Here is a 25,449-nt window from a genome sequence, read left to right on the forward strand (position 1 = left end):
TCACAGGTTCAAGTAGGTTCCGGCGTTGATTTCCGCGTCTTTGTCAACTTCCAACTCGCCGTTTGGCGCCAGGTTGATTTTGTACCAGGCAAGGGGTTTCGGAGCTGGACCACCCGTGACATTTCCATCCTGATCAAACCGTGATCCGTGGCACGGACAGGCAAAACCTGTTTCAGAAAGGCCAACAATACAGCCAAGATGGGTGCAGGTGGTGGACACGGCGGCAATTTTGTTTTCTTCACGCACAATGCAGATTCGGTGATTATCCAGGGCAATCCGAGTGCCGGGTGGGTAATCATCTGGCTTCCCAACACTAAACCGGTTGGGCTGCCCATAGGTCGCTCTGGGTTTGATAAAGACCAGATTCGAGACCACACTGATAACCGCCGAACCAAATAACCCAAGGCTACTCAACCACAAAAGGAATTTTCGGCGGTTGGTATCTTCGGTGGTGGTTGGCTTAGTGGAGATGATGTTTTTGCCCATCGGCATTGGTTTGTTCCTCCTTCGATGATTCAACTAATTCTTCAAGGTCCGACCAAAACACCTGGTACTTGACCTCTTCCAGATTCCGGAAGTAATCGCGTTTGACGGCAAACATAAAGATAAGGAAAGCCGCAAGCCCCATCAGAAGGCTGGCTACAATGGCAATCCAGGTGTATTCCATTTTTTGACCTCAGTGAGATGGGATCAGCGGCAAGAATTCGGGAATGAGAGCAAGAGGGGCATGAGTCTCTCAGGCAACACACTGGGCAATCGCCGTGCCACGCCAAAAATGGGGAAATTTGAGGCAAAAACCAGGAAGAATTGGCCTGACGACTGTGTGAATTTCCACATATCATATGAAAATTTCCACAAACAAGCGTTCGTTTTAATCTGGAAATCACTCAACCCCGGCTTGCCAGAGGTGTGTGAGTTGCGCGGATAGGTCAGATTGGAAATTTTCTGAGAGCAACGCTCAGGTACTTGAAAATACAGGCCACCACCAATGCAAAATCAGTCAATAAGTTACCGTACTCAGAATAATGCTTGAATAAACAACAGGATGCACCCCAGGTAACCATCCAGTTCTATCCAACTCGAAAATAATACCAATATTTCGCGTCGTTGACCCACTCAAACTTACTTTTGGTACGTTGGTTGCACAGATAGAAATAATTACCAAAACGAATAATTTCGACGAACCAGAGATTGCCGCACCCTATACTTTGCCAACAGGAGCAACCTATGAATCATTTACTTTCTTCCTTCAATCACCCCATGCTGTCATTCCTGAAAGATCGAATGGTCCACATGATGTTGATCGGAGCTGTTGTTTTTCTCTTTGCACTTCCGCTCAATGCGCAGGCCCAGGGACTGAACTGGGAAGGACAAACCGGCGCTTTTGTAACACCATTTGCCTATACGGTCTCTTCCCCTTCCAATTCAATTGGCAAGCCGGAATTGAGCTTTCACTATATGAACACCGGTCCGATCATCGGACACAGTCTGCAAACATCGGTCACGGTTGGGGCATTTAAACGCATTGAATTTGGCTACACCCGAGCCTTCAATGCCGGAGGAAATGACAAAGCATTCAGTGCCCTGTTTGATAGCGGGTTTAATGTCTTTCATGCCAAAGTCAATGTGGTCCCGGAAAATGTCAAGAAGGCAAACTGGGTCCCCGCCATTTCAGTTGGTGGCGTTGTTCGGTCACAGGTTCAACACGTCGGCGGAGTCCTTGGGAATAAAGACACAACCAATGGCGATGTGTATGTCGCTGTCACCAAAACGGTGACCCAAATCAAAGGTCTGCCGTTCCTGATCAACGCCGGCTATAAAGCCACCAACGGCAGTCTGTTTGGAATTGCCGGAAATGCCCCCGCCTGGAAAGGCCGCGCGTTTGGCGCCGTGGCCTTTGTTGTTCCCGGACCAGCCAAGAGCACGTTGATCCTGGGTTCAGAATTTGCCCAGCAGCCCCGCGATATCGAAGGGCTCCCCGGTGCGGTGATGCCAACCTCGTTGACCTACTTTGTGCGCATTCTGCCGAATAAAGAAGTCCCAATGGCGATTGATTTCGGTGTGGCCCAGGCCGCCGGAAAGATTATGCCGGGTGTTGACCTCAAGGCCAGAGCCCAATTTGCGATGGGTCTGTCATATCGGTTTTAAATAGATAGCGAGTAGCGAGTAGCGAGTAGCGAGTAGCGAGTAGCGAGAGCGAGTAGCGAGTAGCGAGTAGCGAGTAGTCAATCCATCGTAGCTTGCACTTACTATTCAACCACTATGAACACCAGGGTTACCGAATAAATATTCCTAAACTTTTTCTGATGACTGGCTACTCGCCATGTGTTCACGACTCACACTTTTTGGATTGACTATCTCGCTACTCGCTACTCACCACTCGCTATCTATTTGCTATTTCACTCACGGATTTCTTGTTACCTCCCTACGTTTCTCTCCGGGCCCAGTCAGTGGACAGCCACCAACTGGGCCTTTTTTTCTTAAACCCAAGGGAGGGAAAAGACATTGGGCCTGGGGCTCAGGGCTCAAGGTATACAAATCATTTGAATGCAATTGGTTTTACCCTCAGCCCCAAGTCCTCAGCCCTCAGCCCGTTTCCTTCAGCCCAAGGTTTTCACAATATGGTTGAATTATATGCTGCGTTTCTTTTCGGTTTACTTGGGAGTCTTCACTGTATCGGGATGTGTGGACCGATTGTGCTGGCCTACAGTTTGCCACTCAGCGCCAAAGAGAAGGCACGTCGGGTATTCTGGCATCACCTGTTTTATCATTTTGGTCGTGTTACCACCTATGGTTTTTTAGGTGCCGTTGCTGGTGGAATCGGCAGCCAGATGTATGTAGTTGGTGACTGGGTTGGCGCCGGAAGGCTCGTCATGCTGGTGTTTGGGGTCGTGTTGCTCGCGGTGGCGATTATTCTCGCCGGAGGAAGCCGGTTGTCCCCGTTTTTCTCTTTTGATTTGGTAACTCAATCAGCTCTTTACAAGCAAACAGTGGGAAAACTGATGGTCTCATCAGCACCGACTTCGAAATATTATCTTGGCCTGTTGCTTGGGTTTCTCCCCTGTCATTTGATTTACGCCATGTTGATTCAGGCAGCCGCCTTCGGAAGCATCCGCACAGGCTTTCTGATGATGGTGTGTTTTGGTGCCGGCATGGTGCCGGCACTGATGGGAATTGGCTTTGCTTCGCAAATCCTTACCCAACCGGTTCGACTCTGGGGAGAACGTCTGGTCACTGCCAGCCTGGTGATTCTGGCTATCACATTTTTGCTCAGGTCCGTTGGATATAATGCAATGCATTTCGGACATCCACCGATGGCTGCTCCAGGTCCAGTGGTTGCCGGTGCCCCGCCGGGGCAAGAGGGACACGGTGGTGGGTGCCATTAGGAGATCGGGTTCCGGGTTCCGGGTTTTTTAAGGGATGAGGGATGAAGGATGAGGGATGAAAAAAATCACCTTGTCACCTTGTCACCTTGTCTGGGTTCCGGGTTCCGGGTTTGAGGCAAAAGGACATAAAGGACGAAAAAAGTAGAGGCTGCTGCTTTGAGCCGCGCCAAATTCGAAAACCCGGAACCCGGACCCCGGAACCCGGAACCCGGAACCCGGAACCCGGAACCCCCAACTCACCAGGCAACCGACATTGGCAGCAGTGGGCGAAAGTCTAATTCCTGCGCTTCAATCTCAAAATCCCAGCCAACTTTCAGGAAATACTCAGTTCCCTGTTGATAGCGAACAATTCCCCACTCGACCAGCTTTTTCAGCGCTGAAGAGCATTCTTCTATAGGCAATATCAAATCCAGACAGGTAATTTTGCGCCGTTTTCCCAGATGCTCAAGCGGTGGACGAAGTTCCGGCGGTTCACCAGCCGGAGGAACTGATCCTGGAATCAGAAAAATCAGCGGCTCATTGAGCGTGTCAGGTTGGGTTGCCACCGGAATACAGGTGCCAGGCGGCAGAAAGGGAGCGTCGTAATCCCAGGTGGAAAAATGATTTCTCCAATCAACATTTCCGGTTGGTCGAATCGCAATCCCAAACGGACAGGCGGTTGTCTTTTTCCAATGGAGCCGGTCCCAGAGCCGCGTCTTGCGGACCTTCTCGGAAAGGAGTTCTTGTTCGTTGTGCGGCCAGAGAATTTCAAAATAGGCATTATCAAAAAAGAAACAGGTATTGGTGGTGCCCTGTCCAGGGTGCATTCGGCTGGCGCCAAAGGTTAGCCCCAGATTTTCGAGGTAAGGAACAATGGCCTGATTGCGCTCAGAACACACAAAAAAATGATCAAGTTCAAATCCTTCAAACATGAAATCTCCCGCTTGCCGGAAAACGGATGGAATGACGTTTGCACCTGAGAATGCAACGTCTTGTTATTTTAAAAGGTGGGGAATTTCACCTATGACGCGCGGCATTGTACTCTCGACATCAATCCTTGACCAAGAAAATGTGCCTTCGGTGGCTTTGGTTGAGCCGCCCAACCAGCGCGAAGCTGTTTTTCGCGCCCGTAACCTGTGCAAGGTCTATCACATGGGCGAAGTCGAAGTTCATGCCCTGCGCCATGTTGATCTTGATCTGTATGAAGGCGAACTGCTGGTACTGCTTGGGGCATCAGGGAGCGGCAAATCAACGCTGCTCAATATTCTGGGCGGGCTGGACCCCCCGACCAGTGGTGAAGTCGTCTACCGTGACCACGATTTGACCGTCCACAACGATGCGGAATTAACCCGGTTTCGACGCGACCACGTTGGCTTTGTCTTTCAGTTTTACAACCTGATTCCAAGCCTGACGGTGCTCGAAAACGTCGAACTGGTCACTGAAATCGCCGCGCACCCGATGCCCGCCAGTGATGCCCTGGCGCTGGTGGGTTTATCAGAGCGACTTCACCATTTTCCATCTCAGTTATCCGGTGGTGAGCAACAACGCGTCGCGATTGCCCGGGCCATTGCGAAACGACCTGAAGTGTTGCTGTGTGACGAACCCACCGGGGCACTCGATTACCAGACCGGAAAGCTGGTGCTCGAAGTCATCGAACAGGTCAACCGTGACCTTGGCACCACCACTGCCGTCATCACTCACAATGCCGCCATTGCCGAAATGGCTGACCGCGTGGTGCGGATGCGCAGCGGCGAAATCGTTGAAATTACGACTAATCAGGTCAAGAAACATCCGGCGGACCTGATTTGGTAAGGCAATAAAGCGGCGTCAAGTAGGCCGCACTCCAAAATTATATGGCAACGCTTGACCGCAAACTTATTCGGGACCTGGCGCATATTCGAGGGCAATTGATTGCCATTGCGCTGGTGGTGGCGTGTGGCGTGTCGGCGTTTGTTTCGATGGGAAGCACCTATTTTTCCCTGCTCCATACCCAGCAAGCCTACTATGATCAGTTTCGGTTTGCTGATGTGTTTGCCCAACTCAAACGGGCACCCGATACAGTGGCAGCTCAAATTGAAGCCATTCCCGGTGTGGCATCGGTTCGAACACGGATTGTGATGGAAGTGACACTGGACCTGCCGGGTTTGGCCGAACCGGCAACCGGACGGCTGGTGTCAATTCCAGACCGCCAGACCAGGATGCTCAATGACCTGTTTCTGCGCCAGGGGCGTTATATCGAGCCCGATCATCCGGATGAAGTCATTGCCAGTGAAGCCTTTGCCAATGCCAATCAGTTTCAGGTGGGGGATTCATTCAAAGCCGTCATCAATGGTCGGTTGCGACCACTTCGAGTTGTCGGAATTGCGCTGTCACCTGAATACATTTATGAAGTCAGAGGCGGAGGCTCGATTTTCCCGGACAACAAACGCTTTGGAATCTTGTGGATGAGCCACGAAGTTCTGGCGATGGCGTTTAATCTGGATGGGGCGTTCAATGATGTGGCGATCAGATTATCGCCGCAGGCTTCGGAGCCGGAAGTGATTGCCCAACTGGATCTTTTGCTGACCACCTACGGCGGCCTTGGGGCGTATGGCCGGGACGAACAGACATCAAACCGGTTTATCTCGGATGAAATTGCACAGAACAAGTTTAGCAGCACGATCATTCCATTGATTTTTTTGAGCGTGGCGTCGTTTCTGCTCCACATCATTTTGTCGCGACTGGTCAATATCGAACGCAACCAGATTGCCATTTTAAAAGCCTTCGGATACCGCAATTTCACGATTGGGGTGCATTACCTCAAGCTGGCGCTCGTGCCGGTGTGGGGTGGGGTGATCTTTGGAACGCTGAGCGGAATGTACCTTGGGAACAAGCTGACTGAACTCTACGCCATGTTTTATCACTTCCCCTTTCTGCGCTACGAAGCCAGCCCCGAACTCTTTGCGTTTGCCATTTTGATCACGATTGTCACGGCCAGCCTGAGTGTGGTGAGTGCGTTGCGTAGCGCGGTGGCTATTCCCCCAGCAGAAGCCATGCGCCCCGAACCACCAGCCGTCTTCAAACAGGGCTGGCTGGATAAAACCGGCATTAACAACCTGTTTTCACCAGCCGTTCGGATGATTCTTCGAAATATTGAGCGCCGCCCGGTCAAAGCATTTCTTTCGGTGCTCGGCGTGGCGGTTTCAGTCGCGATCCTGGTGATTGGCATGTATTTTTTTGATGCCTTCAATCATTTGATGAAAGTTCAATATGAATTTGTCCAGCGTCAAAATGTGACGGTTTCCTTCAATGAAGTTCGTCCACCACGGGTGATCCACGAACTGGAGCGATTGCCGGGCGTGCTACGTTCCGAGCCGTTTCGGGCAGTTCCGGTCAGATTACGATTTCAGCATTACTCGCGCCGGGTCGCGATTTTGGGCTTGCAGCCGGACAGCGAACTCCGGTGTCTGGTTGATAAAGATCTCAATATCCAGCCGATTCCGCCGGAAGGCGTGGTTTTGACCAAAAAGCTGGCTGAAATTCTCAATGTTCTTCCAGGTGATGTGCTCACGGTTGAAATCCTCGAAGGTCGCCGCGCGATGACCAGCATTCCAGTTTCCGGGCTGGTGGATGAACTCCTTGGACTTTCAGCCTATATGAATGTCCGGTCACTCATGCAATTGCTGGGAGAAGACACCACGGTTTCAGGAGCTTATCTGAAAGTTGACCAGCTCCGGATCAATCAACTTTATGCCGAACTCAAACGCATGCCGGCGGTGAGTGGTGTCGGGTTGCGGGATGTCGAAATTGAAAGTATTCACAACACAATCCAACAAAATATGGCAGTTTCAACCACCATGTTGATTGTGTTTGCGAGTGTGATTGCCTTTGGCATTGTCTATAACAGCGCCCGGATTGCGCTTTCTGAACGCGGTCGTGAACTGGCCAGTCTGCGGGTGCTTGGCTTTCTTCAATCCGAAGTGAGCTTTATGTTGCTTGGAGAACAGGCAGTCTTGACGTTGACGGGAATTCCCCTTGGGTGTGCCATCGGATTTGGGGTCTGCGCCTGGATTCCACACCGACTCAACACCGAACTCTACCGGATGCCGCTCGTGATCAATAGCGAGACCTATGTGGCTGCCTTTTTGATCGTGGCGCTGGCCGCTTTTTTGTCTGGACTGTTTGTCAGGTGGCGGATTCGCAAACTGGATTTGATTGCGGTGTTGAAAACACGAGAGTAAGCGGGTTCGGGGTTCAGGGTTCAGGGTTCAGGAGCTTCGAATTTTAGTCCTTTTGGTCTTTTCAGTCTTTTTTGTCCTTTTTGTCTTTCCCAGTCACCCAAACAGGTACTCATATGAAAAACCTCGGAAGCAAACTGGTATTCGGAATGGTGGTTTTGGCTCTTGGGTGGGCGATCTGGTGGGGCACACGTCCCACGCCGATCAAGGTCGAAGTGAGTCAGGTGACGCGGGGATCCCTTACGGTCACCGTTGATGCCGAAGGGAAAACGCGCGTTCGGGATCGCTTTGTGATTGGCTCGCCAGTCGGAGGCCGATTGCTGCGGATTGGGCTTCGCCGGGGCGATCAAGTGACTCAACAACAAGTCGTTGCCAACATTGACCCACTCCCGCTTTCGCCGCTTGATCCACGTGAAACGGCTCAAGCCACCAGTCGGGTGGTGGCTGCCGAAGCCCTGGTTCGCGAAGCAGCAGCCAATCAGGCCCACGTAACGGCTGAGGTCGAACAGGCCCGGCGTGAACTGGCCCGCGCTGAAAAACTGGCAACCACCGGTGATGTTGCTCCACAGGAAGTCGAGCGATTACGACTTGGGGTTGAGACTGCTTCCAAAGCAGTTGAGGCAGCAGCCTTTAGAGTGAAGGCCGCCGAAGCTGAAGTGAATGTCGCCAAAGCCGCGTTGCTGGCATTGAAGCCCACTCGTGAAATAAAAGCCGGCCTGCCAATTGAAGTCCGGTCACCCGTGGCTGGAAAAGTGTTGCGGGTGATTGAAGAAAGCGAACGCATTGTGACCGCTGGAACACCACTGGTTGAAATCAGCAACCCTTCAAATCTTGAAATTGTCATTGATGTACTTTCAACCGATGCCGTGAGAATTCTTCCGGGAACACCCGTGACCATCAGTGGTTGGGGAAATGAAACACGCCTCAAAGCCCAGGTTCGACTGATTGAACCATCGGCTTTTACCAAAATTTCGGCGCTCGGGGTCGAAGAGCAACGCGTCAATGTGATTGCTGATTTTCAGGAGCCTCAATCCCAACTCGGTGACGGCTATCGGGTCGAAGCTTCAATCGTGATCTGGGAAAATTCAAATGTGGCCAAAGTCCCGGCCAGTGCCCTGTTTCGAGTTGGAACCAATTGGGCGGTGTTTGTGGTCGAAGACGGAAAAGTCATTCGTCGCCAGATTGAAATTGGTCATCGCAATACCTTTGAAGCTGAGGCTCTGAACGGGCTTTTGCCTGGAACGTTCGTGGTGCTTCATCCATCAAATCAATTGCAAGATGGAACACTGGTTGAAGTGGCGAACAAACAGTGATGTCAGTCAAGTGATATCAGTCAGTAGTCAGTAATGCGAATTAAGGGTTGAAGTGGTTGTTGGTCCTCATCCCCGTTGGGATGGAGTAAGGTTAGCCGGTGGTCAGCGTTGCTTTGGACGCGCCACCACCGGATGCGGGTCAGTTCCAGATTGGCGCCGCCCGGCCAGCCGCCGCCGTAGGCGGTTGCCGGTGGGGCGGGAGAAATTGGGAATGACCGTCAACCCAGGGTTTCGAAGACTCCACCTGGGCTACGAGCCATCACCCGCTTCGCAGGTTAAAACCGAAACCTCGCTGTAGTATTAGTGAACTACTGACTACTGACTACTGACTACAAACTGATATTAGTTAACCGCAAACGAATAGTCAGCGCTTTCGCCCTCCGGGTCTGAACTGTCGGTCAGGGTTAAAATATAATCATCCGGTTTGAGCAATTTGGCTGAAATCTGACAATTGACATATTTTTTGGAGCCTGAACTTTGGGGTTTCAGGCTGGCGGCTGACCAGATGAACTGATCCAAATTCATATCATTCACGGTGGTGAGAGTTGCTTTATACGAAGGTGCTGTCATGTTGGCGAGGAGCTGGAGCTTTAAAACCACTGTTGCGTTCGTTTTGGTGATGGTGATTTTTTGACTCTCTCCCTCATCGCGAAGGGTTCCCGCTTTCAGTACAAACGAAATAACTGCTTCCGCCACTTTTTGGACAACGGCTGGCTTTAGTTCATTCAGTTTTTGCTCCAGTTGTGAATTCAAGGCTCGTGTTTGGGCTAATTCTTCATTCAAATGCTCAGCCTGTGTGACACGTTCCTCAATTTGGCGGGTTAAAGCTGCGGTTTGCTGCTGGATGGCAGCGTTCTCAGACCGGAAATGTTCCAATTCAGTTCGCATTCGTCGGTTGTCCATCACCACCAAAGTCGAACCCACCAGCAACCCCAGCATCACTGCCGCAAACGCGAATTGGGGAAATCCCACTTCAGAAAGATTCAATCGCTCACGCAATCGCCGCCACCAGGAAGGACTCTGGGCTGCTGACGGCTGTTGGGTTCGATGCTTCCCCGCTTTTTCATGAAGCGCCCTGGCAAACTCAACCCGTTCCCGTCGGTGTGGATTGGTCAGAAAACGTTGTTCAAAGAGCGGGCGCTGAACCTGGGGAAGATGACCGGTCACATACTGATCAATCAACTCATCCTCCGTCACACACAGAACCTGGTACAGTTCGTCGTCATCAAAGAATCGCTCTTCGAAAGCAGTTTGCTCAGATTCGGAAAGTTCCCCAAGCAGGTATTTGACCAAATCCCTGGAATGGGGGTCAACGGTGCTCATGATTTTTATTCCTCAGTGATTGAATAATGAGATCTGATGAATGTGGCTTAGGGAAAGGGCAGGTGCAAAAGGAAGTGCCGGAAAATCAAATTCGTTACACCTTTTCCCGGCATTTTCGGACACAGGCTTCCAGTTTTTCGCGCAACCGCAGAACCCGAATGCGTAAATTGTTGACCTGTATGCCAAACCTTTTAGCAAGCTGTTTGCGCCGCTCAATCCCAGCCCCACCAGCTTCCATATAATATTCAAGAATCAATTCCCTGGTTTCAGGTGGAAATGTTTCAAGGCAGTGCTCTAAACACTCCAAATAGGCTTCATGGTCAGATCGTTGCTCCTGTTCTTTTTCAAGGTGGTATGGATTAACGGCAGGATGGTTGCCTGGCACCTGATCTTCAAGTGATTCCGGGGCTTTTTCAACTCGCCGCCAGTGTTCTTTGAGAAGGTTATAGGCAACACTGAAAAAGTATTTGGACGGAGTGTCAGTCCGAATGATTTCGCCTTCCAATAACCGTTTCAGCACGCGACTAAAGGTTTCATCGGCGTATTCTTCCGGCTCCGAGCAATTCCGGTTCACGAAAAACGAAACCAGTTTTTGTCGCAGGAGGTCATAGTTCCGTTCGGCCTGGACCTGATCGGGCCCAAGCAGGCTTAAGAGTCGGGCAAATGCCTCCTGGCTCGTGATGGGGGATGGAGATCGCGGCAAACTCTCTTTTTCCATTTGACCTTTTGATGGTTGGGGAAGACGCTCGGGTTATCACCAATCACCGTGCAATTGGACAACCGCCCACTCACGAGGAGGTTTCCATTGCCTTTGTTTCAATACATTGAGTTGTGCTTTCCGCAGTGCCTGCGCGGGAAGGAATACCATTCTTCAAATGTGACGGAGTCACTGGGTTTCGACTTGCTTTGAAAAGAGGTGGTCACCCTTGAATCCCACCGTCACAGGGTCAACGTGTCTTGTTCACCAATGCTGATTTCCGGTTTTTTCGGCGCCGAGAGTTCAAAGGTTGATTCCGGCAACTGAGAGGCCAGCTCGGTGAGTGCCTCGGCCAGTTCACCTGCCGTGGGCCGCTGGTCCGGGTTTTTATCGAGTGTCCGCAAAATCAGGGCTTCGAGTTCCACGGGGATAGTGGGTGTGATTTCACGTGGCGGACGCGGCATTTCATTGAGATGTTTCATAATCACGCCGTAAACCCCTCCGGCAGTCAACGGGAACGGGACTTTCCCGCAGACGAGTTCATACATCATCACTCCGACGCTATACACATCAACCTTCCCATCGTATGGCTGCGGACTCATTCGCTCTGGAGCCATGTAAGTCAATGTTCCAATGAAGCTTCCAGTTGCCGTGAGCTGATTGATTTTGTCACCGGTATCTTCAGCGGAAAGCTTGGCGATGCCGAAATCAACGACTTTGACGATCTCGCCGTCTTTGGTTCGGTGAAGGAAGACATTGGGCGGTTTGATGTCGCGATGGATGATGCCCAGGCGGTGGGCTTCGGCCAGCACCTGACACACCGGTATCATCCATTGAATGCAGGTCTGAAGTGACCGCGATGGGGTTTGTTTTAATTCATCCGCCAGCGAATGCCCGTGCAATAACTCCATCACCAGATAGGCGATGCCGTCGGTGGAAATTCCGGAGTCAAGCACCGCAACCGCGTTGGGATGGTTAATCCGGGAAGTGGAAACCCCTTCCAGACGAAATCGTTCGACGGCCTCGGCAGAGTCATTTCCCGGAGGCGGACGAAAAACCTTGACCGCAATCGGACGATTGAGCCTCAAATGCGTTGCCCGAAACACCACGCCAAATCCACCTGCGCCGATTTTTTCATCCAGCCGGTATTTTTCGTCCAACACGGTCCCGGGGAGTGCTTCAGCCAGGGCTGAAAAAATCCGGTTGGCTTGTTGCTGCGAGGCCACCAGTTCTTGATTGACCCGTTTTACTTCCTGGATTTGGTGGTCCAGTTTCTCATTTTTCTCAGCCACATCACGATGGGCGGCACTGAGTTCCTCAACCTTTTGGTTGAGTTCCTGGGTCTGGCGCTGAATGGTTTTATGGTCGAGGAAATTCTGAACCCGAAGCTCTGTCACTGTCCGGGCAAAGATATAGGCTAAACTGGTGGCAACCAGCCCCATGGTGTTTATTTCAACGACCGATTGGGCTTTGAGATAAAAGAAATTTGATACAAAAAAATAAAGATAGGTCAGCAGGAACGGAAGAAGGGGAAATTTATCAATCCAGGGAAAGCCGACAATGAGAAACATTAACCCCATAAAATAGATCAGTGGATTTCCACGCTGCATTAAAAAAATGAGAAATGAAATATGAGCCGCCACAACCGCGAAGGTAAACACCGCCAGAAGCCCGTTTCTGTGGTGTGGTTGAAAATCATGTGGCGAGTCTGGTTTTTTGAACCAGTCCAGCAGTAAAAACCCTGAAAAGACAACAATGGAAAGGATATGGAGGCCGGTAAATGTGGTATGGAGCGGGCCGAGAGGCAATTTGAAGACGTTGAGAAAATCAAAAAAGATCAGGAGCAGAATAAAAACAACCAGACAGAATACTGAAAAGATTCGAAACCGATTGAAATAAATAAAAAGCACTTCCTGAAAATATTCATTGCGAAGGTTTTCAGGAATGGTATTGAGGCTGTTTTTGAATAAATTGATTGGTTCCATGGGATCGAGTGGATCGATAAAGTAACCAACGGAATTCAGGAAACAGGTTACTGGATTGAGAGACTGTTGAACTGATTGTCGGCAATCTGTGGAGGAAGCCCCAACAAGATAGCGCATTTCCCAATTTGGGTAAATATTGGGTGCATTGGCTCACTTGAGCCAGATTCCAAATGAGAAACACCTTCACGCGTCAAGCGTGCCGGGTGCGAGGCAAGAAAAACGCTCTCGTCGAAAGACGATACGCTGAACCTTTTTGTGAAAATCTATAGCATTTGGATGATAGTGGTGGAAATTGAGCGACAGAACCGATTGCACCCAGAAAGGCCAGAGGGTATCTTTGGGTGAACGTTCCAATTTGAAGGGTACACTTTTTTGATGGCGATGGGGTTCGCCGATAACCACTCTGTTTTTCCAGAGTTGATGACTCCTGCTATACCAATTTGCAATGGAATCCTCAGTATTAGAAAACAGTCAAGTAATTCAATCAAATAAACTTAGTGAACTACTGACTACAAACTGGTATTACTTTCAGCAGTTGAGGAGACGTGTTATGGAAACACTCTGGAAATATCTGGCGATTGCCGTGGGCGGAGCGATTGGGTCAATGGTTCGCTATTACCTTGGTACGACGGCGCTTTCACGCTGGGGGGCACCGTTTCCGACGGCCACCTTTGTGATTAACATCACCGGGTCGTTTATTCTGGGCTTTTTTTTGACCTTGATTGCCGACCGATTTCCGGTGCATCCCAACTTCAGGCTGGCGGTGGCGGTTGGGTTTGTCGGCGCCTACACCACGTTTTCAACCTTTGAATTTGAAACAGCTACACTGGTGGCCGTCCGCGATATCATGCGGGCGGCGGTGTATGTCGCCCTGAGTGTGGCCGTCGGCTTTGCCGCCGTGTGGTTTGGAATGTACCTGGCAAAACGAGTGGTTGGAGCTTTCCCGGCCCGAATTGCCGCGACGGTTAGCGAGTTTTCTCACCCCGTGGTGCTGCCGGTCCTGCCTGAGCTTCAAAGTGAGGAAGAATCGTAAGGGATCCGGAAGAAAATAAAATCCCACTGAAATCGGGTTCAGGGTTCAGGGTTCAGGGTTCAGGGTTTGAGGACTGGGGAACCAGTAGGTACTACCATTTTGGAATGAAGGTATTGTATTACAGGAAGGCTAAATGATTGAAAAAATTGTATTTCCCTCAGCCCTTAGCCCGGTACCCTCAGCCCCAAATGGTATACCGCTCAAACTGGATTATCTTGCTCTAAACCCTGAACCCTGAACCCTGAACCCTGGTGGTATGATATTTCCATCCGACTCCCTAAGTGTCTGACCGAAAATTCCAGGACAGTTTGAACCACGAACCCCACGAAAAAATCAAACACCTCTAAAATTCCAAACACTCAGGATTTGCTCAGAAGCACCACATTATTCATTTGGGTCCCACGCAGAAGAATCAGGTTTTTTCCATCTGATGACCAATCAAAAAAGAAGATTTTCTCGGTCTGAAAATGAGTCAACGGCCTGGCTTTGCTCATACCATCCAGTGGGAGAACCCAGACATTGCCCCCGTCATCCCGATTGTCCAGAAATGCCAGGGAGCGTCCGTCCGGTGTGAAATGCAGATTCAGGAGGGACAAGGCCGTCGCAGGCAGTTCAACCGTTTTGGCTAAACTCCCGTCAGGCGGCATAATGACGACCTTGCGGGTCTGACTGGGTTGATACGCAAACTTTTGAAACGCAATCGTGCCATCCCGTCGGGAGGTTTTGACATTGACGGAAGGTTCAAACGTCACCTGTATCGGAGGGCCGCCGTCAAGCGCTACTTTCCAAATTGTCGGGATTTTTCCATCAAACTGATTGAAATAAACCCATTTGCTGTCAAACGAGACTACATGTTCCCAGATGTACTTTGACCCATGAGTTAATTGTTTGACATTTCCGCCGTCAATATCCATTCGCCAGAGATTCGAGCTTCCGGAACGATTGGACCCAAATACGATGGTCCGACCATCGGGCGTGATCACCGGGGTGTAGTTCAAGCCCTGATTTTCGGTGAGTTGTTTTTGGTTCTTTCCCTCGGCATCCATAATCCAGATATCATAGTTGCCGCTATCGAGTAAGGTGTACACAATGGCTTCGGGCATCAAATCAACCGACTCGATCCCTGAAGCTGGCAGTACCTGCCTGGCTTGAGACAAATCGGCCATGGGTACTGTCCAGAGGTTGGACAGGCGTTTTTGCTCCACCGCCACCAGCATGTTTCCACTGGCGGTTGCTCCCAGGCTCGAATAGGTATTTAAATCGTTGGTGATGCGCTCGACGGTTCCATCAGCAGCGACCAGCCAGAGCTGGGTTGGTGAAGCCTGGGTCTGGCTTTGTTCGTTGGCGCTCACAATGAGTGTCCCATCCGATAGCCATACAACTCCAAATAGTTCTCCCCAGGGGTAGTTGACCAGTTTCCGGCGGAGACCGGTGGTTATATGAATCGCGACCAGGGTCTGATACTGGGTGTCACCTTGAATTTCACTGGTAATACAGGCGACTTCGGTCCCGTCAGGCGACCAGGCAAGGTTGATTTTTTCATAAAAAAAAGAGGTTGGGCTGCTGGTTGCAATGTGATGTTCGTGCGATCCATTGATGTCAGTCACCACCAGCGATTCATACGGTGACGATTGATCTGAACCGGTGTCTATGTTAGAGCGAATAAACGCGATGCGGGTTCCATCAGGTGAAAAACCAACCCCACTGAAAATTTCAGAAGCGATAGTCTGGACGGTACCACCAGGCAAATTGATCCGGTTGAGTGTTCCGAAATGATTCTTGTACCCAACATAATACAGAGCCGTTCCATCACGTGAAAAATTCAAATTGCGTAAATCGGCATCGCTGGCCTGGATCAATTCCGTGTCGGTATTGGTGGACATGTGCCGAAGGTGAATGGTCTGGCCCACTTTTTGGCGGGTGACATAGGCGACGAATTGCCCATCGGGTGAAATGGCGGTATCGGCAATATTGCCCGACGTGGTGAGTCCTCTGACCGTCATCTGGTTGAAGAGCGGCAACTGATTGGGTTGAACCCTGGGGGGAGACTCGAAAAACCAGGACCCACGGTTGCCAATCAGGATCCCACAGGTCGCCAGCCCAGCCACCAGCAGGAGAAGAGTCGTTTGTGGCAAAACATCTCTGGCAAAGAATCTGCGGGTGGTAAGCCACAGATTCTGGGGTTTTTCATTTTTGAATGGCGGCTGATCGTGGAGCGTTTTTTGAGGTGACGGCAGGTGCCCTTCACCTTCCAGTTTTGGTTCGTGACTCAGGGGCGCGGATTGAAGGTCTTCCAGGACAGCTTCAATCGTTTGATAGCGTTTGTCAGCTTCCTTCGCCAGTGTTTTGCGGAGAATGGGCCAGATCCAGGCCGGGATGTCAGTTGACTGATCAACTGGGATTTCCGGCTCACTTTTCAATATTGCGGCAATGATGTCGCTTGGGGTCTCACCGGCAAACGGTAATCGGCCAGTCAACATTTCATACAGCACGACCCCGAAGCTCCAGATATCTGACCGGGCATCCACCTGAAGGCCGCGAACCTGCTCTGGCGACATATAATGGATGGTTCCGATCAACATGCCCGGCGTGGTAACGATGGTGCTGATCGTTGAAGGCGTGGTTCCGGTTTCGTCGGTTGGGGAATGTCCCATAAACCCACTGGTGCTTTTGGCCAGCCCAAAATCCAGAACTTTGACCAGCCCATCGGTCCGAAGCATTATATTTTCAGGTTTGATGTCACGATGAACAATATTTCCTTTGTGAGCAGCGGCCAGCGCGGCCCCGGCCTGTATGATCACATCCAGCATCTGATCCAGGGCGCGCGGTGAACTTGTCATCCGTTTTCTGAGGGTCTCGCCTTCGATGTATTCCGTTGCGATGAAGTGCAGCGTATCGCTTTCGCCAAACTCATATACCGTCACAATATTTGGATGGTTAAAGGTTGAAATAATCTGTGCTTCCCGGCGAAAGCGTCGAACAAATTCTTTGTCTCGGGTCAGTTTTGAGGAAAGGATTTTTAAAGCGACTTTGCGCCTGAGACGTGTATCCTCAGCCAGATAGACTTCACCCATGCCGCCTGAACCAACCAGTTGCCGAATCCGGAATGAGCCCACGACCTGACCTGGAAACAACTCGATGGTATCGCTGGCCGTCAGGTGGCCGGTTATTTGAAGTGCTGGACTATCCAGCACGTGGCTGGGCTGGTAAAAGGCATCCAGTAAATTTTGAACTTGCAGTTTCAGATCACTATCCTGACCACATTCCTGATCGAGATACCCTTTCCAATTTCCATCGGGCAGGGTCAGGGCGATTTGAAAAATATGACTGATTTGTTTCCAGCGTTCAGGTGTCATTGTTTCAGCAAAGAAGCCATCGAGTTGTCAGAGAGGGTCATTACCAGCCAGGCTCGCGCCAGGTTCCAATCACGCAACACCGTGATCGAGGAAATATTGAGGACCTGCGCAATTTCTTCGGTGTTGAGTCCTCCAAAGAACCGCAGTTCGACAACCTGAGCCCGACGGGGATCGAGTTGGGAGAGCTGGTGTAACGCCTCATCAACCGCGATGATATCGGCGATACACAGTTGAACCTGGGTATTGACTTCATCAAGCTGGACCTGAACCAAATTGCCTCCTCGTTTGTCGCAAATCCGTTTCCGGGCATAGTCCACCAGAATCCGCCGCATCATCTGTGAGGCAATCGCAAAAAAGTGCGCCCGGTTTTGCCAGCGGACTTTCTGGTCAATCAACCGAAGATAGGCTTCGTTGATAAGTGCTGTTGTTTGAAGAAGATGGCCCGGTCCCTCATTTTTCATATAGCGCCTGGCCTGCCGATGAAGCTCGGCATAGACGAGTGGAATCAAGCGATCCAGGGCCTCCTGATCGCCATTATTCCAGTTGATAAGCAATTGAGTCACATCAGGGATCTGGTTCATGCGAGCCCCTTTCAATTCAGGATTGAGATTGGTGAAGGTTGAAGTTGGTGGAATCGTCAGTAGCCAGTAATGCCAGTGAAGGATTGAAGTGTTTTTTGGTTTTCATCCCCGTTGGGATGGAGTCAGGTGAGCCGGTGGTCAACGTCGCTTTGGACGCGCCACCACCAGATGCGGGTCATCTCCAATCCAAATTTCCCCGCCCGGCCAGCCGCCTACGGCGGCGGCTGGCCGGGCGGGGGTGAGAAGGCGACGTTTTCCCAGGGTTAAAACCCTGGGCTACCTGCCTGCCACCCGCTTCGCGGGTTCAAATCCGCTCATTTTTCAACTCTTCACTGGCGTTCCTGACTCCTGACTACGAACTGGTATTCTACCATTTTGGAAGAATCCTTTTGTATGAGCAAGAGGTTAAATTATTGATAGAGCTGTATTTCCTTTGGTTTTTAGTTTTTTACCTGATATTCTTTGGCCCAAAAAGGTATGCTAATTAACGCGTAAAAAAGTAAGAAAAGACATCATGCCGGACGATTTTTTCCTGTGGTAAATTTGTCTGTGCTATGAAAAATGATACCATTTTGGAATGAACCCACCGTATTCCGGCAAGGTTAAATTATTGAAAAAATTGTATTTCCCTGACCCCTGACCCCGATACCCTGACCCCAAATTGGTATGACACCATGAAAAGTCAGTATTTTGGATGCTGGCCAGGATCAGAATTTGACTGATTCCGCACTTCTTACCAAAAATCACGAGTGCGCTCGGAAACGACAGAGGGAATTTATGGATCGAATTTCTTTTCGAGGTTTGTGCGGGGCCGGTTTGGCTCTGGTGTTTGTCGTTTTGGTAAACGCACCCATTCCAGCCAGGGAAATGGTGGTTCAAAAAGGCCCGGTTGAAATAGACCCGTTGCCGTTTTACACCGCCGTCAAAGTGTTGGGGGCGCACAAGAAAAACTCGGACAGCGAGCAACTCGCCTCGTTTGCCACGACCCTGCATATTGAACGCGGGTTTAATTACACCTTTTATCTCTGTCCGGATGGGACACAATCAACTGCTTCGTTTGACTCGCGGACGCTGCACCTTGAACGCACCAACGGGAAGCCAGTTACCTTTGAAGTGTTAGCTGATATTGAACCAGATGGAAATTGCCGCCAGGGCTGTGCCATTCATCTGCCGTGTTACCAGGTGAATGCAAAGGAAATTGAGCTGGTGACTGGTCAGCAAACCTACCGCCTCAAGCGTCCAGCCAATTTTCGGCTCAATGAAATTCATCAGGTGGATGAGGCCGGAAAGACGGTTTTGCGGACCTGGGAAAGTCCAATTGACGCCGATGTGGTTGGACTATCGGAAGACGGAAAAAACCTGTATGTGCTGACACCGATTGAAGGTCTGGTTTTGGAACTGACTGGTGGGCAAATTCGGTTCAAGGTCCGATCAAAAGTGAAATATCTCAAAGGCCGGGATGTTTCGGTTTCCGCGACTGATAACAAAACCCATACCACCCTTCAATTCACAACCAAAAATACCTCCATCTGGATTAAATACCCAACCCCCTGTTCACCCTCCGCTTGAATCAAACAACCGCTTACACTCGACTCAGGTTAGGGTTTACTGAATCGTGGAAACTGGCGTAATCTTTCCTTCTCCACCCGCTCCATCATCCCTTTTCGAACTTCAAATATAATCTTGCCGAATTCAGGTTGCCTGCCTGGGGATGTCAATCCATTTCTTCATTTCGGTCAGACAAAGGCTTGCCTTATGAAAGCAGAGTTCCCCTCGCTTGTGCTGTCAAATACTGCTCTCCGGCTGATGGCCATTGCGCTTGTTTATCATGGGTTTCATAAACTGGCTTTTCTGTTTTTAGATCCAGTTCAGCATATTTCGCTGATCTGGCCCCCAAGCGGATTTGCCCTCGCAATCCTTTTGCTCACGCCGAAGCCTCAGGTGAGATCAACCCTCGTTGTCCTGAGTTGTGTCAATTTGTTCTCCAATTATGTTTCCAGCGGCTCACTGGCGTTGAGCTTAGGATTTCTGGCGGCCAACCTGCTTCAGGCAATCCTGGGGTGGTGGGTCTTAACCTATTTTTGTGGAGCTGGAATCGTTTTTATTCACCTGAGCGAAGTATTTGTGTTGATTGGGGTTGCGACACTGGGAACAGCGGTTACCTCTTTCATTGGCGCCGGAACAACCGTGCTGGCAAACCAGGTGCCGTTTGGGCCTTCATACTGGACCTGGTGGACATCCGACAGCCTGGGAGTGCTTTTAATCACGCCGCTGGTGGTAACCTGGGTCAGATTTCACGATCCGTGGACCTGGAAACAAAAATATCCTCTGATCGAAGCAATCCTTTTTCTCGGCTTGTGGTGTGCGACATCGTGGCTGGTTTTTCATGGAATTGGCAATTTGTTTATTCCCTACCCTTATTTCATGATGACATTGCTGGTTTGGGCGGCCCTGAGATTTGGCTCTCGGGGAGTTGCCTCGGCGATGGTACTCCTGGCCGCCATTTCGATAAGTGGCATCACGGTTTCTGAGTCCGTGCCGGTACTGGGCGGCAAAAATTTGACGGATCAGCTTTTGCTGGTGCAGTTATTTTTGGGGGTAGCCTCCATTACCGGGTTGCTGCTTTCAGCGAGCCTGGCCGAAACCAAACTGGCTGAGCAGGCATTGCGCGAAGACCAGCTCCGGCTCAGGGCCCTGGGCGATAACCTGCCCAATGGAATGATTTATCAGGTTCTGCTTGAACCTGACGGCTCAAAGAGATTTCTCCACGTCAGCGCCGGGGTTGAACGCCTCAATGGTATTTCGGCTGAATCGGTTTTACAGGACTCCTCATCCCTGTACCAGTTGATTGTCGAGGAAGACCGTCCGGCACTGGTCGCGGCACAGGTCAAGTCGGAGCAAACCCTGAGTCCGGTCAGCACCATTTTGCGGATCCGGCGAAACCCAAATGAACTTCGATGGATGCAAATTTCGTCATCACCACGGCGGCTGGCTGATGGCCGAATCCTGTGGGATGGAATCCAGGTTGACATTACAGACCTTATCCGGGCTGAGGAAAACCTGCGACGGGTCAACCGGGCTTTGCGCACCCTTAGCAATTGCAATCAGGCGGTGGTTCGGGCAAAAACAGAAGCTGAACTACTCGAAAGCGTATGCCAGGTGATTGTAGAAAATGGAGATTACCGATTGGCCTGGGTTGGGTATATCCAGCATGATGCCAGCCGTTCGGTCATTCCCCAGGCCCAGGCTGGAGTTGGCCTGGACTACGTTCACACGGCAAATATCACCTGGGCTGATGTCCCACGTGGCCGGGGACCAACCGGGACTGCAATTCGGACTGGGCAGCCAGCCGTGTGTCATCATTTTCTGACCGATCCAGCCGTTGAACCCTGGCGCGAAACCGCCATCAAGCATGGGTATCAATCTTCACTGGCCGTGCCCTTAAAAAATGGAACCGAGGTGTTTGGCGCGCTCAATGTATATTCGGCGGATCCAAACACCTTTGACGATGACGAAATCAGCCTGCTCGCCGAACTGGCGGCTGACCTGACCTATGGCATTCTGGCCTTGCGAACCTACCAGGATCACCTGAAAGCCGAAGCTTCGTTACACCTGAGCGAGCAACACTTTCGGTCCGCGATGTTTCATTCGCCCATTGGAAAAGCCATCGTGGCCCCAGATGGCCGATTTTTAGAGGTTAACCCAGCTCTGTGTCGTCTGGTTGGCTATAGCCGGGAAGAACTCCTCACCTTAGATTTTCAAACCATTACCCACCCTGACGACCTTCAAACCGACCTTGGGTATGCCCGGCAATTATTAGAGCGACAAATCGAAGCCTATCAAATGGAAAAACGGTATTTTCATAAAGCTGGACATATCATCTGGATTCAGTTAAACGGCACGATTGTGTGGAATCTGGATGGGACGCCAGGTTATTTTATTGCCCAAATCCAGGATATTACCGACCGCCGGGCGGCACTACGGGCATTGCAAGAAAGCGAAGAGCGGTTTCGGCAAGTGGTCGAAAACATCCATGAAGTCTTCTGGATGGTCAATTTTTCAACCCGGCACTTGCTCTATATCAGTCCCGGATATGAAAGAATTTGGGGCCGGTCGTGTGAAAGCCTCTACCAGTCTCCCAGCACCTGGATGGAGGCCATTCATCCAGATGACCGCGACCGTGTGGCGCAGGCCCTCAAACAACAGGCCGTTGGCGGCTATGTGGTTGAATACCGGATCATTCGCCCGGATGAAACCATCCGATGGATTCGCGACCAGGGGTTTCCGATTCAGGATTCAACCGGCCAGGTGTACCGCATTGCTGGAATTGCCGAAGACATTACCGAACACCGACAGATTGAAGCGCAACTCCGTCAGTCACAGAAAATGGAAGCCATCGGACAACTTGCCGGTGGGGTGGCCCACGATTTTAATAACATTCTCGGGGCAATCATGCTGCAGGCAGGCTTTGCCCAAAAAACCCCGGACCTTTCCCAAAATATGCACAATATCCTGCAGGATATTGTGGCTTCCGCTAAACGGGGAGCCAATTTAACCCGGCAATTACTGGCCTTTAGTCGGCGGCAGGTCTTGGAACCGCGAGAACTTGATTTAAATGAAGTGGTTACCAACCTGTCCCGGATGTTGCAACGCATCGTGGGTGAAGATGTCCCAATTGAACTTGATCTCTACCCCGCCCCATTAATCACCAATGCTGATGCTGGGATGCTTGATCAGGTGCTGATGAATCTGGTCATCAATGCCCGTGATGCAACGCCCGCTGGAGGCAAGTTAAAGATTGAGACCTCCACCACCTGGATCAGCGAAAAGGAAGCTGCCTTACATTCTGATTCAATGCCGGGACGCTATGTGTGTCTTTTGGTGAGCGATACTGGGTGTGGGATTTCATCGGAGAACCTGCCCCACATTTTTGAACCATTTTTTACCACGAAAGAGCCTGGAAAAGGCACCGGCCTTGGGCTGGCAACCGTTTTCGGCATCGTAAAACAGCATCAAGGGTTTATCCTGGTTTCCTCGCAACCTGGGCAAGGGACAACCGTTCAGGTGTTCTTGCCGGCCAGCAACCACCTGGGTGAGTCAATGTTGATTGAAGCCATTGAGCCGTCACAGGTTCAGGGAACAGAAACCATTATGCTGGTTGAAGATGATCAGGCGGTGCGCGACATGATGAGCCTGGTGTTACAGGAATATGGGTACCGGGTCCTCAAGGCTGTCAATGGAGTGGATGCATTGAGCATGTGGGAAAATTACCCCGAGCCAATCCAGCTTGTGGTGACAGATATCGTGATGCCCCAGGGGATCAATGGAATTGAACTGGCCAAAATGCTCCGAGAGCGAAACCCGTCACTCAAAGTAATTTTCACCAGCGGTTATAATCCAAACTGGACACAACAGAATTTGCAATTGCCCGCAGGGAGTGTTTACCTTCAAAAACCCTCTTCTTTTGACCAGATTCTAAAAGAAATTCGCACCTGCCTCGACAATCAATAAGGTCATCTGTTGATTTGAGAATTGACGGGAATTTTAGCCGACTCTGGCATTGCCTCTTTTCCTTTTGCTCCGAGCGAATACAATGTGCCAACCCAAACAACTCCAGCTCAACCGCTTGAAATTCCGAGGAATGCGATGGACCAATTGGAGAATCAGTCACTGCCCCCGACAACACAACTTGAACTCTTTCCACAACCTGACACTGGCCGCCAACCGATTATTGATCTCATCAACTCCGCCACCCGAACGATTGATGCCGAAATGGATGAACTCACCGACCTGGAAGCCCTCAGCGCGCTCAAAACCGCCGCTCAGCGTGGGGTTCAGGTCCGTGTTCTGTTAGCTCCGAAACTGAGAACTGGGGAATCGAATTTTGACCTGTATGCTCCGGTCCTCCAGGCAGCAGGCATTGAGGCCAAACCAACACCCGCCAAATTTGACACTGAGGACAGTTTGGCAAATGCCAGGTTTTTGGTTCTTGACCAATCACGGCTGCTGGTTGGAACCACCAGTTTTTCAGTCAGCGGATTGGGGGATTTCACCACTGCCGCCGCCAGCCGAAGTTTCTGGCTTTTGGACCCGCGTCCAGAAGTGGTGGCTGAAGCCCAGGCACTTTTTAACGCTGATTGGGCACAGGAAGACCTGGTTGACGGTGCTTTTCAAGCCCTGACGGTTACCCCCGAAAATAGCCATGCCCGGATCCTGGGCTTCATTCATGGAGTTCAGCGAGTTCTCTATATTTACACTCAAGAAATGAGCCTTGAAAATGTGACCGATGCCCTGATCTCAGCCAGGAACACGCGTTGCGTAGACGTGCGGGTACTTGTTTCTGATCATTCAACGGCAAATCAGACGACAATCCAACAACTCCAATCCGCCGGAATCCCGGCCTATCCCTACACCAGATATGCCTTAGCGGCAAATGCTTTCCTGGCGGATGGGCAGCTTTTCATCGGTTCTCAAACCTTCACGTATGAAGGATTTTTCACGAATCGGGAACTGGGTGAACTTGTGACCGATGAAGCACTGGTTGATCAATTCACTGACCTCTTTCTGGTGGATTTTGAGTTTTCAAGTGCGATGGCAGTCACAGCGGATGGAAGCGAACCGAGTCAGGGCTGAAGACACTGGGCTGAGGGGCCATAAGCGCCAGGATAAGGAAATTTGAGCCTGTTTGAGACAAGGAGTTGGGGGAACAAGGAGACAAGGAGATTCTCCTCCCGACGTTGGGAGCGGGAGAATATTTTTCTCCTTGTCCGCTTGTCCCCTTGTCCAGATCGGGCTTTGTTTTCTTCTCCTGGCGCTTATGACCCCGGTTCTTCAGCCCTGAGCTTGCGAATCTTCAGCCCCAAGCCTTCAGCCCCATAAGCCCAAGCCCAGGTTCTTCATTCTGGTTCAGGAATCAGAAACGGGGGCACGTACCGACCATCAATATCCGTCACCTGAAATTCCGCGGCCAGTTCACCAGCCATAAAAACTTTTCCAGATCTGGACTGGAGTTGCGGGTCAACGGCCAGGGCGGCGATCACCCGGCCAACATATTCAGGTGATTCAGTTTGGCTCCAATCAAAGCCTTCGTGGTTTCCAACCGCAGCCTGGACCCGTTCAGTGCGCATAAATCCAGGTGCGACGGAAAGAACCGCAATTGAATAGGGTTTCAGGTCGCGGCTGGTGCCAAATGTAATGCGATTAATCGCGTGTTTGGCGGTGTCATAAAACACATTTCCCAAATATTTGTCGTGATCCCAGGCGACCACATTGACGATCAAACCTTTCTGGTGCGGGAGCATCAGCCGGATGGCCTCGCGGGTCGTTAAAAGTGTTGGTCGGACCCCCGCCGTAAACATCCCTTCCCAATGACGAACGGGTTGTTTCCAAAGCGGCGCCGCAAACTGGTCGTGTTCATACTGTTCATACCCACCCCAGGCATTAAAGGTTATTACGATTAAATCATAGGAACCCAGGGTGTGATCCGAACTCGAAAATTGTGAAGGGCGGCACAAACTTCCATCACCAGATCCCGAACCCCCTCGCCCTGTAACCGAATCTGTTCCTTGACAATCCGACA

At 50.9% G+C, this 25,449-nt stretch carries 19 protein-coding genes; 10 read left to right on the forward strand and 9 right to left on the reverse strand.

What is annotated here, in order from left to right:
- Together HY774_07055 and HY774_07060 are read right to left on the reverse strand one after the other, a co-directional pair.
- A complete protein-coding gene (locus tag HY774_07055) occupies positions 1-492 on the reverse strand; it encodes a Rieske 2Fe-2S domain-containing protein (protein ID MBI4748231.1) in 492 nt (163 codons plus the stop codon).
- Positions 461-667: a hypothetical protein gene (locus tag HY774_07060; protein MBI4748232.1), complete on the reverse strand. Its 207-nt coding sequence runs from the start codon at positions 665-667 to the stop codon at positions 461-463. The genes HY774_07055 and HY774_07060 overlap by 32 nt, the downstream gene beginning before the upstream one ends.
- Positions 668-1,227: 560 nt before the next feature.
- Here HY774_07060 and HY774_07065 point away from each other — a divergent pair.
- Together HY774_07065 and HY774_07070 are read left to right on the forward strand one after the other, a co-directional pair.
- A complete protein-coding gene (locus HY774_07065) occupies positions 1,228-2,148 on the forward strand; it encodes a DUF3034 family protein (GenBank protein ID MBI4748233.1) in 921 nt (306 codons plus the stop codon).
- A 473-nt stretch (positions 2,149-2,621) separates the two neighbouring features.
- On the forward strand, positions 2,622-3,386 hold the full coding sequence (locus tag HY774_07070) for a sulfite exporter TauE/SafE family protein (protein MBI4748234.1): 765 nt from the start codon (positions 2,622-2,624) through the stop codon (positions 3,384-3,386).
- 236 nt (positions 3,387-3,622) lie between these two features.
- Here the strand turns inward: HY774_07070 and HY774_07075 are convergent, their stop codons facing one another.
- The gene (locus HY774_07075) at positions 3,623-4,297 is read right to left on the reverse strand and encodes a VOC family protein (GenBank protein ID MBI4748235.1); all 675 of its coding nucleotides are present in this window, start codon (positions 4,295-4,297) and stop codon (positions 3,623-3,625) included.
- 91 nt (positions 4,298-4,388) lie between these two features.
- Between HY774_07075 and HY774_07080 the strand changes: the two genes are divergently transcribed.
- From HY774_07080 to HY774_07090, 3 genes are all read left to right on the forward strand, one after another.
- Positions 4,389-5,177, forward strand: coding sequence for an ABC transporter ATP-binding protein (locus tag HY774_07080; protein ID MBI4748236.1), 789 nt, complete (start codon positions 4,389-4,391; stop codon positions 5,175-5,177).
- Between the two features lie 41 nt (positions 5,178-5,218).
- The gene (locus HY774_07085; GenBank protein MBI4748237.1) at positions 5,219-7,585 is read left to right on the forward strand and encodes an FtsX-like permease family protein; all 2,367 of its coding nucleotides are present in this window, start codon (positions 5,219-5,221) and stop codon (positions 7,583-7,585) included.
- Positions 7,586-7,698: 113 nt separating this feature from the next.
- Positions 7,699-8,895 (forward strand): efflux RND transporter periplasmic adaptor subunit, encoded by a 1,197-nt coding sequence (locus HY774_07090; GenBank protein MBI4748238.1) that lies wholly within the window; start codon positions 7,699-7,701, stop codon positions 8,893-8,895.
- A 342-nt stretch (positions 8,896-9,237) separates the two neighbouring features.
- Here the strand turns inward: HY774_07090 and HY774_07095 are convergent, their stop codons facing one another.
- The 3 genes from HY774_07095 to HY774_07105 all read right to left on the reverse strand — a co-directional run bounded on the left by HY774_07095 (position 9,238) and on the right by HY774_07105 (position 12,900).
- A complete protein-coding gene (locus HY774_07095) occupies positions 9,238-10,218 on the reverse strand; it encodes a hypothetical protein (protein ID MBI4748239.1) in 981 nt (326 codons plus the stop codon).
- A gap of 94 nt (positions 10,219-10,312) precedes the next feature.
- On the reverse strand, positions 10,313-10,921 hold the full coding sequence (locus tag HY774_07100) for a sigma-70 family RNA polymerase sigma factor (protein MBI4748240.1): 609 nt from the start codon (positions 10,919-10,921) through the stop codon (positions 10,313-10,315).
- A 236-nt stretch (positions 10,922-11,157) separates the two neighbouring features.
- Complete coding sequence (locus tag HY774_07105) at positions 11,158-12,900, reverse strand: protein kinase (protein ID MBI4748241.1); 1,743 nt, start codon at positions 12,898-12,900, stop codon at positions 11,158-11,160.
- Between the two features lie 550 nt (positions 12,901-13,450).
- On the opposite strand from HY774_07105, the gene crcB reads away from it, so the two are divergent.
- Positions 13,451-13,933, forward strand: a complete 483-nt coding sequence (crcB, locus tag HY774_07110) for a fluoride efflux transporter CrcB (GenBank protein MBI4748242.1) — start codon at positions 13,451-13,453, stop codon at positions 13,931-13,933.
- Positions 13,934-14,292: 359 nt separating this feature from the next.
- On the opposite strand, the gene HY774_07115 is transcribed toward crcB, so the two are convergent.
- Together HY774_07115 and HY774_07120 are read right to left on the reverse strand one after the other, a co-directional pair.
- Positions 14,293-17,289 carry a protein kinase gene (locus tag HY774_07115; GenBank protein ID MBI4748243.1) on the reverse strand — a complete coding sequence of 999 codons (2,997 nt, stop codon included), beginning with the start codon at positions 17,287-17,289 and terminating at the stop codon, positions 14,293-14,295.
- Positions 17,286-17,870: a sigma-70 family RNA polymerase sigma factor gene (locus HY774_07120; protein MBI4748244.1), complete on the reverse strand. Its 585-nt coding sequence runs from the start codon at positions 17,868-17,870 to the stop codon at positions 17,286-17,288. Before HY774_07120 ends, HY774_07115 begins: the two co-directional genes overlap by 4 nt.
- A 126-nt stretch (positions 17,871-17,996) precedes the next feature.
- Between HY774_07120 and HY774_07125 the strand changes: the two genes are divergently transcribed.
- The 4 genes from HY774_07125 to HY774_07140 all read left to right on the forward strand — a co-directional run bounded on the left by HY774_07125 (position 17,997) and on the right by HY774_07140 (position 24,503).
- Positions 17,997-18,137 (forward strand): hypothetical protein, encoded by a 141-nt coding sequence (locus HY774_07125; protein ID MBI4748245.1) that lies wholly within the window; start codon positions 17,997-17,999, stop codon positions 18,135-18,137.
- 510 nt (positions 18,138-18,647) lie between these two features.
- Entirely contained in the window at positions 18,648-19,439 is a 792-nt protein-coding gene (locus HY774_07130; GenBank protein ID MBI4748246.1) for a hypothetical protein, read from the forward strand.
- A 186-nt stretch (positions 19,440-19,625) separates the two neighbouring features.
- Entirely contained in the window at positions 19,626-23,381 is a 3,756-nt protein-coding gene (locus HY774_07135) for a PAS domain S-box protein (protein MBI4748247.1), read from the forward strand.
- A gap of 135 nt (positions 23,382-23,516) precedes the next feature.
- Positions 23,517-24,503 carry a hypothetical protein gene (locus tag HY774_07140; protein MBI4748248.1) on the forward strand — a complete coding sequence of 329 codons (987 nt, stop codon included), beginning with the start codon at positions 23,517-23,519 and terminating at the stop codon, positions 24,501-24,503.
- Positions 24,504-24,766: 263 nt separating this feature from the next.
- Here HY774_07140 and HY774_07145 read toward each other — a convergent pair whose 3' ends face one another.
- Entirely contained in the window at positions 24,767-25,384 is a 618-nt protein-coding gene (locus HY774_07145) for an SDR family NAD(P)-dependent oxidoreductase (protein MBI4748249.1), read from the reverse strand.
- Positions 25,385-25,449 lie beyond the last annotated feature (65 nt).

This window comes from Acidobacteriota bacterium (genome assembly GCA_016208495.1).
Taxonomy (GTDB): Bacteria; Acidobacteriota; Blastocatellia; order Chloracidobacteriales; family Chloracidobacteriaceae; genus JACQXX01.

Excerpts from the sequence above, each read along its gene's own strand:
- HY774_07090 (MBI4748238.1), top strand. The coding sequence starts at position 7,699 with ATGAAAAACCTCGGAAGCAAACTGGTATTCGGAATGGTGGTTTTGGCT.
- HY774_07085 (MBI4748237.1), top strand. The coding sequence starts at position 5,219 with ATGGCAACGCTTGACCGCAAACTTATTCGGGACCTGGCGCATATTCGA.
- HY774_07105 (MBI4748241.1), bottom strand. The coding sequence starts at position 12,900 with ATGGAACCAATCAATTTATTCAAAAACAGCCTCAATACCATTCCTGAA.
- crcB (MBI4748242.1), top strand. The coding sequence starts at position 13,451 with ATGGAAACACTCTGGAAATATCTGGCGATTGCCGTGGGCGGAGCGATT.
- HY774_07120 (MBI4748244.1), bottom strand. The coding sequence starts at position 17,870 with ATGAACCAGATCCCTGATGTGACTCAATTGCTTATCAACTGGAATAAT.
- HY774_07095 (MBI4748239.1), bottom strand. The coding sequence starts at position 10,218 with ATGAGCACCGTTGACCCCCATTCCAGGGATTTGGTCAAATACCTGCTT.
- HY774_07115 (MBI4748243.1), bottom strand. The coding sequence starts at position 17,289 with ATGACACCTGAACGCTGGAAACAAATCAGTCATATTTTTCAAATCGCC.
- HY774_07080 (MBI4748236.1), top strand. The coding sequence starts at position 4,389 with ATGACGCGCGGCATTGTACTCTCGACATCAATCCTTGACCAAGAAAAT.
- HY774_07070 (MBI4748234.1), top strand. The coding sequence starts at position 2,622 with ATGGTTGAATTATATGCTGCGTTTCTTTTCGGTTTACTTGGGAGTCTT.
- HY774_07135 (MBI4748247.1), top strand. The coding sequence starts at position 19,626 with ATGAAAGCAGAGTTCCCCTCGCTTGTGCTGTCAAATACTGCTCTCCGG.
- HY774_07060 (MBI4748232.1), bottom strand. The coding sequence starts at position 667 with ATGGAATACACCTGGATTGCCATTGTAGCCAGCCTTCTGATGGGGCTT.
- HY774_07075 (MBI4748235.1), bottom strand. The coding sequence starts at position 4,297 with ATGTTTGAAGGATTTGAACTTGATCATTTTTTTGTGTGTTCTGAGCGC.
- HY774_07055 (MBI4748231.1), bottom strand. The coding sequence starts at position 492 with ATGCCGATGGGCAAAAACATCATCTCCACTAAGCCAACCACCACCGAA.
- HY774_07065 (MBI4748233.1), top strand. The coding sequence starts at position 1,228 with ATGAATCATTTACTTTCTTCCTTCAATCACCCCATGCTGTCATTCCTG.
- HY774_07140 (MBI4748248.1), top strand. The coding sequence starts at position 23,517 with ATGGACCAATTGGAGAATCAGTCACTGCCCCCGACAACACAACTTGAA.
- HY774_07130 (MBI4748246.1), top strand. The coding sequence starts at position 18,648 with ATGGATCGAATTTCTTTTCGAGGTTTGTGCGGGGCCGGTTTGGCTCTG.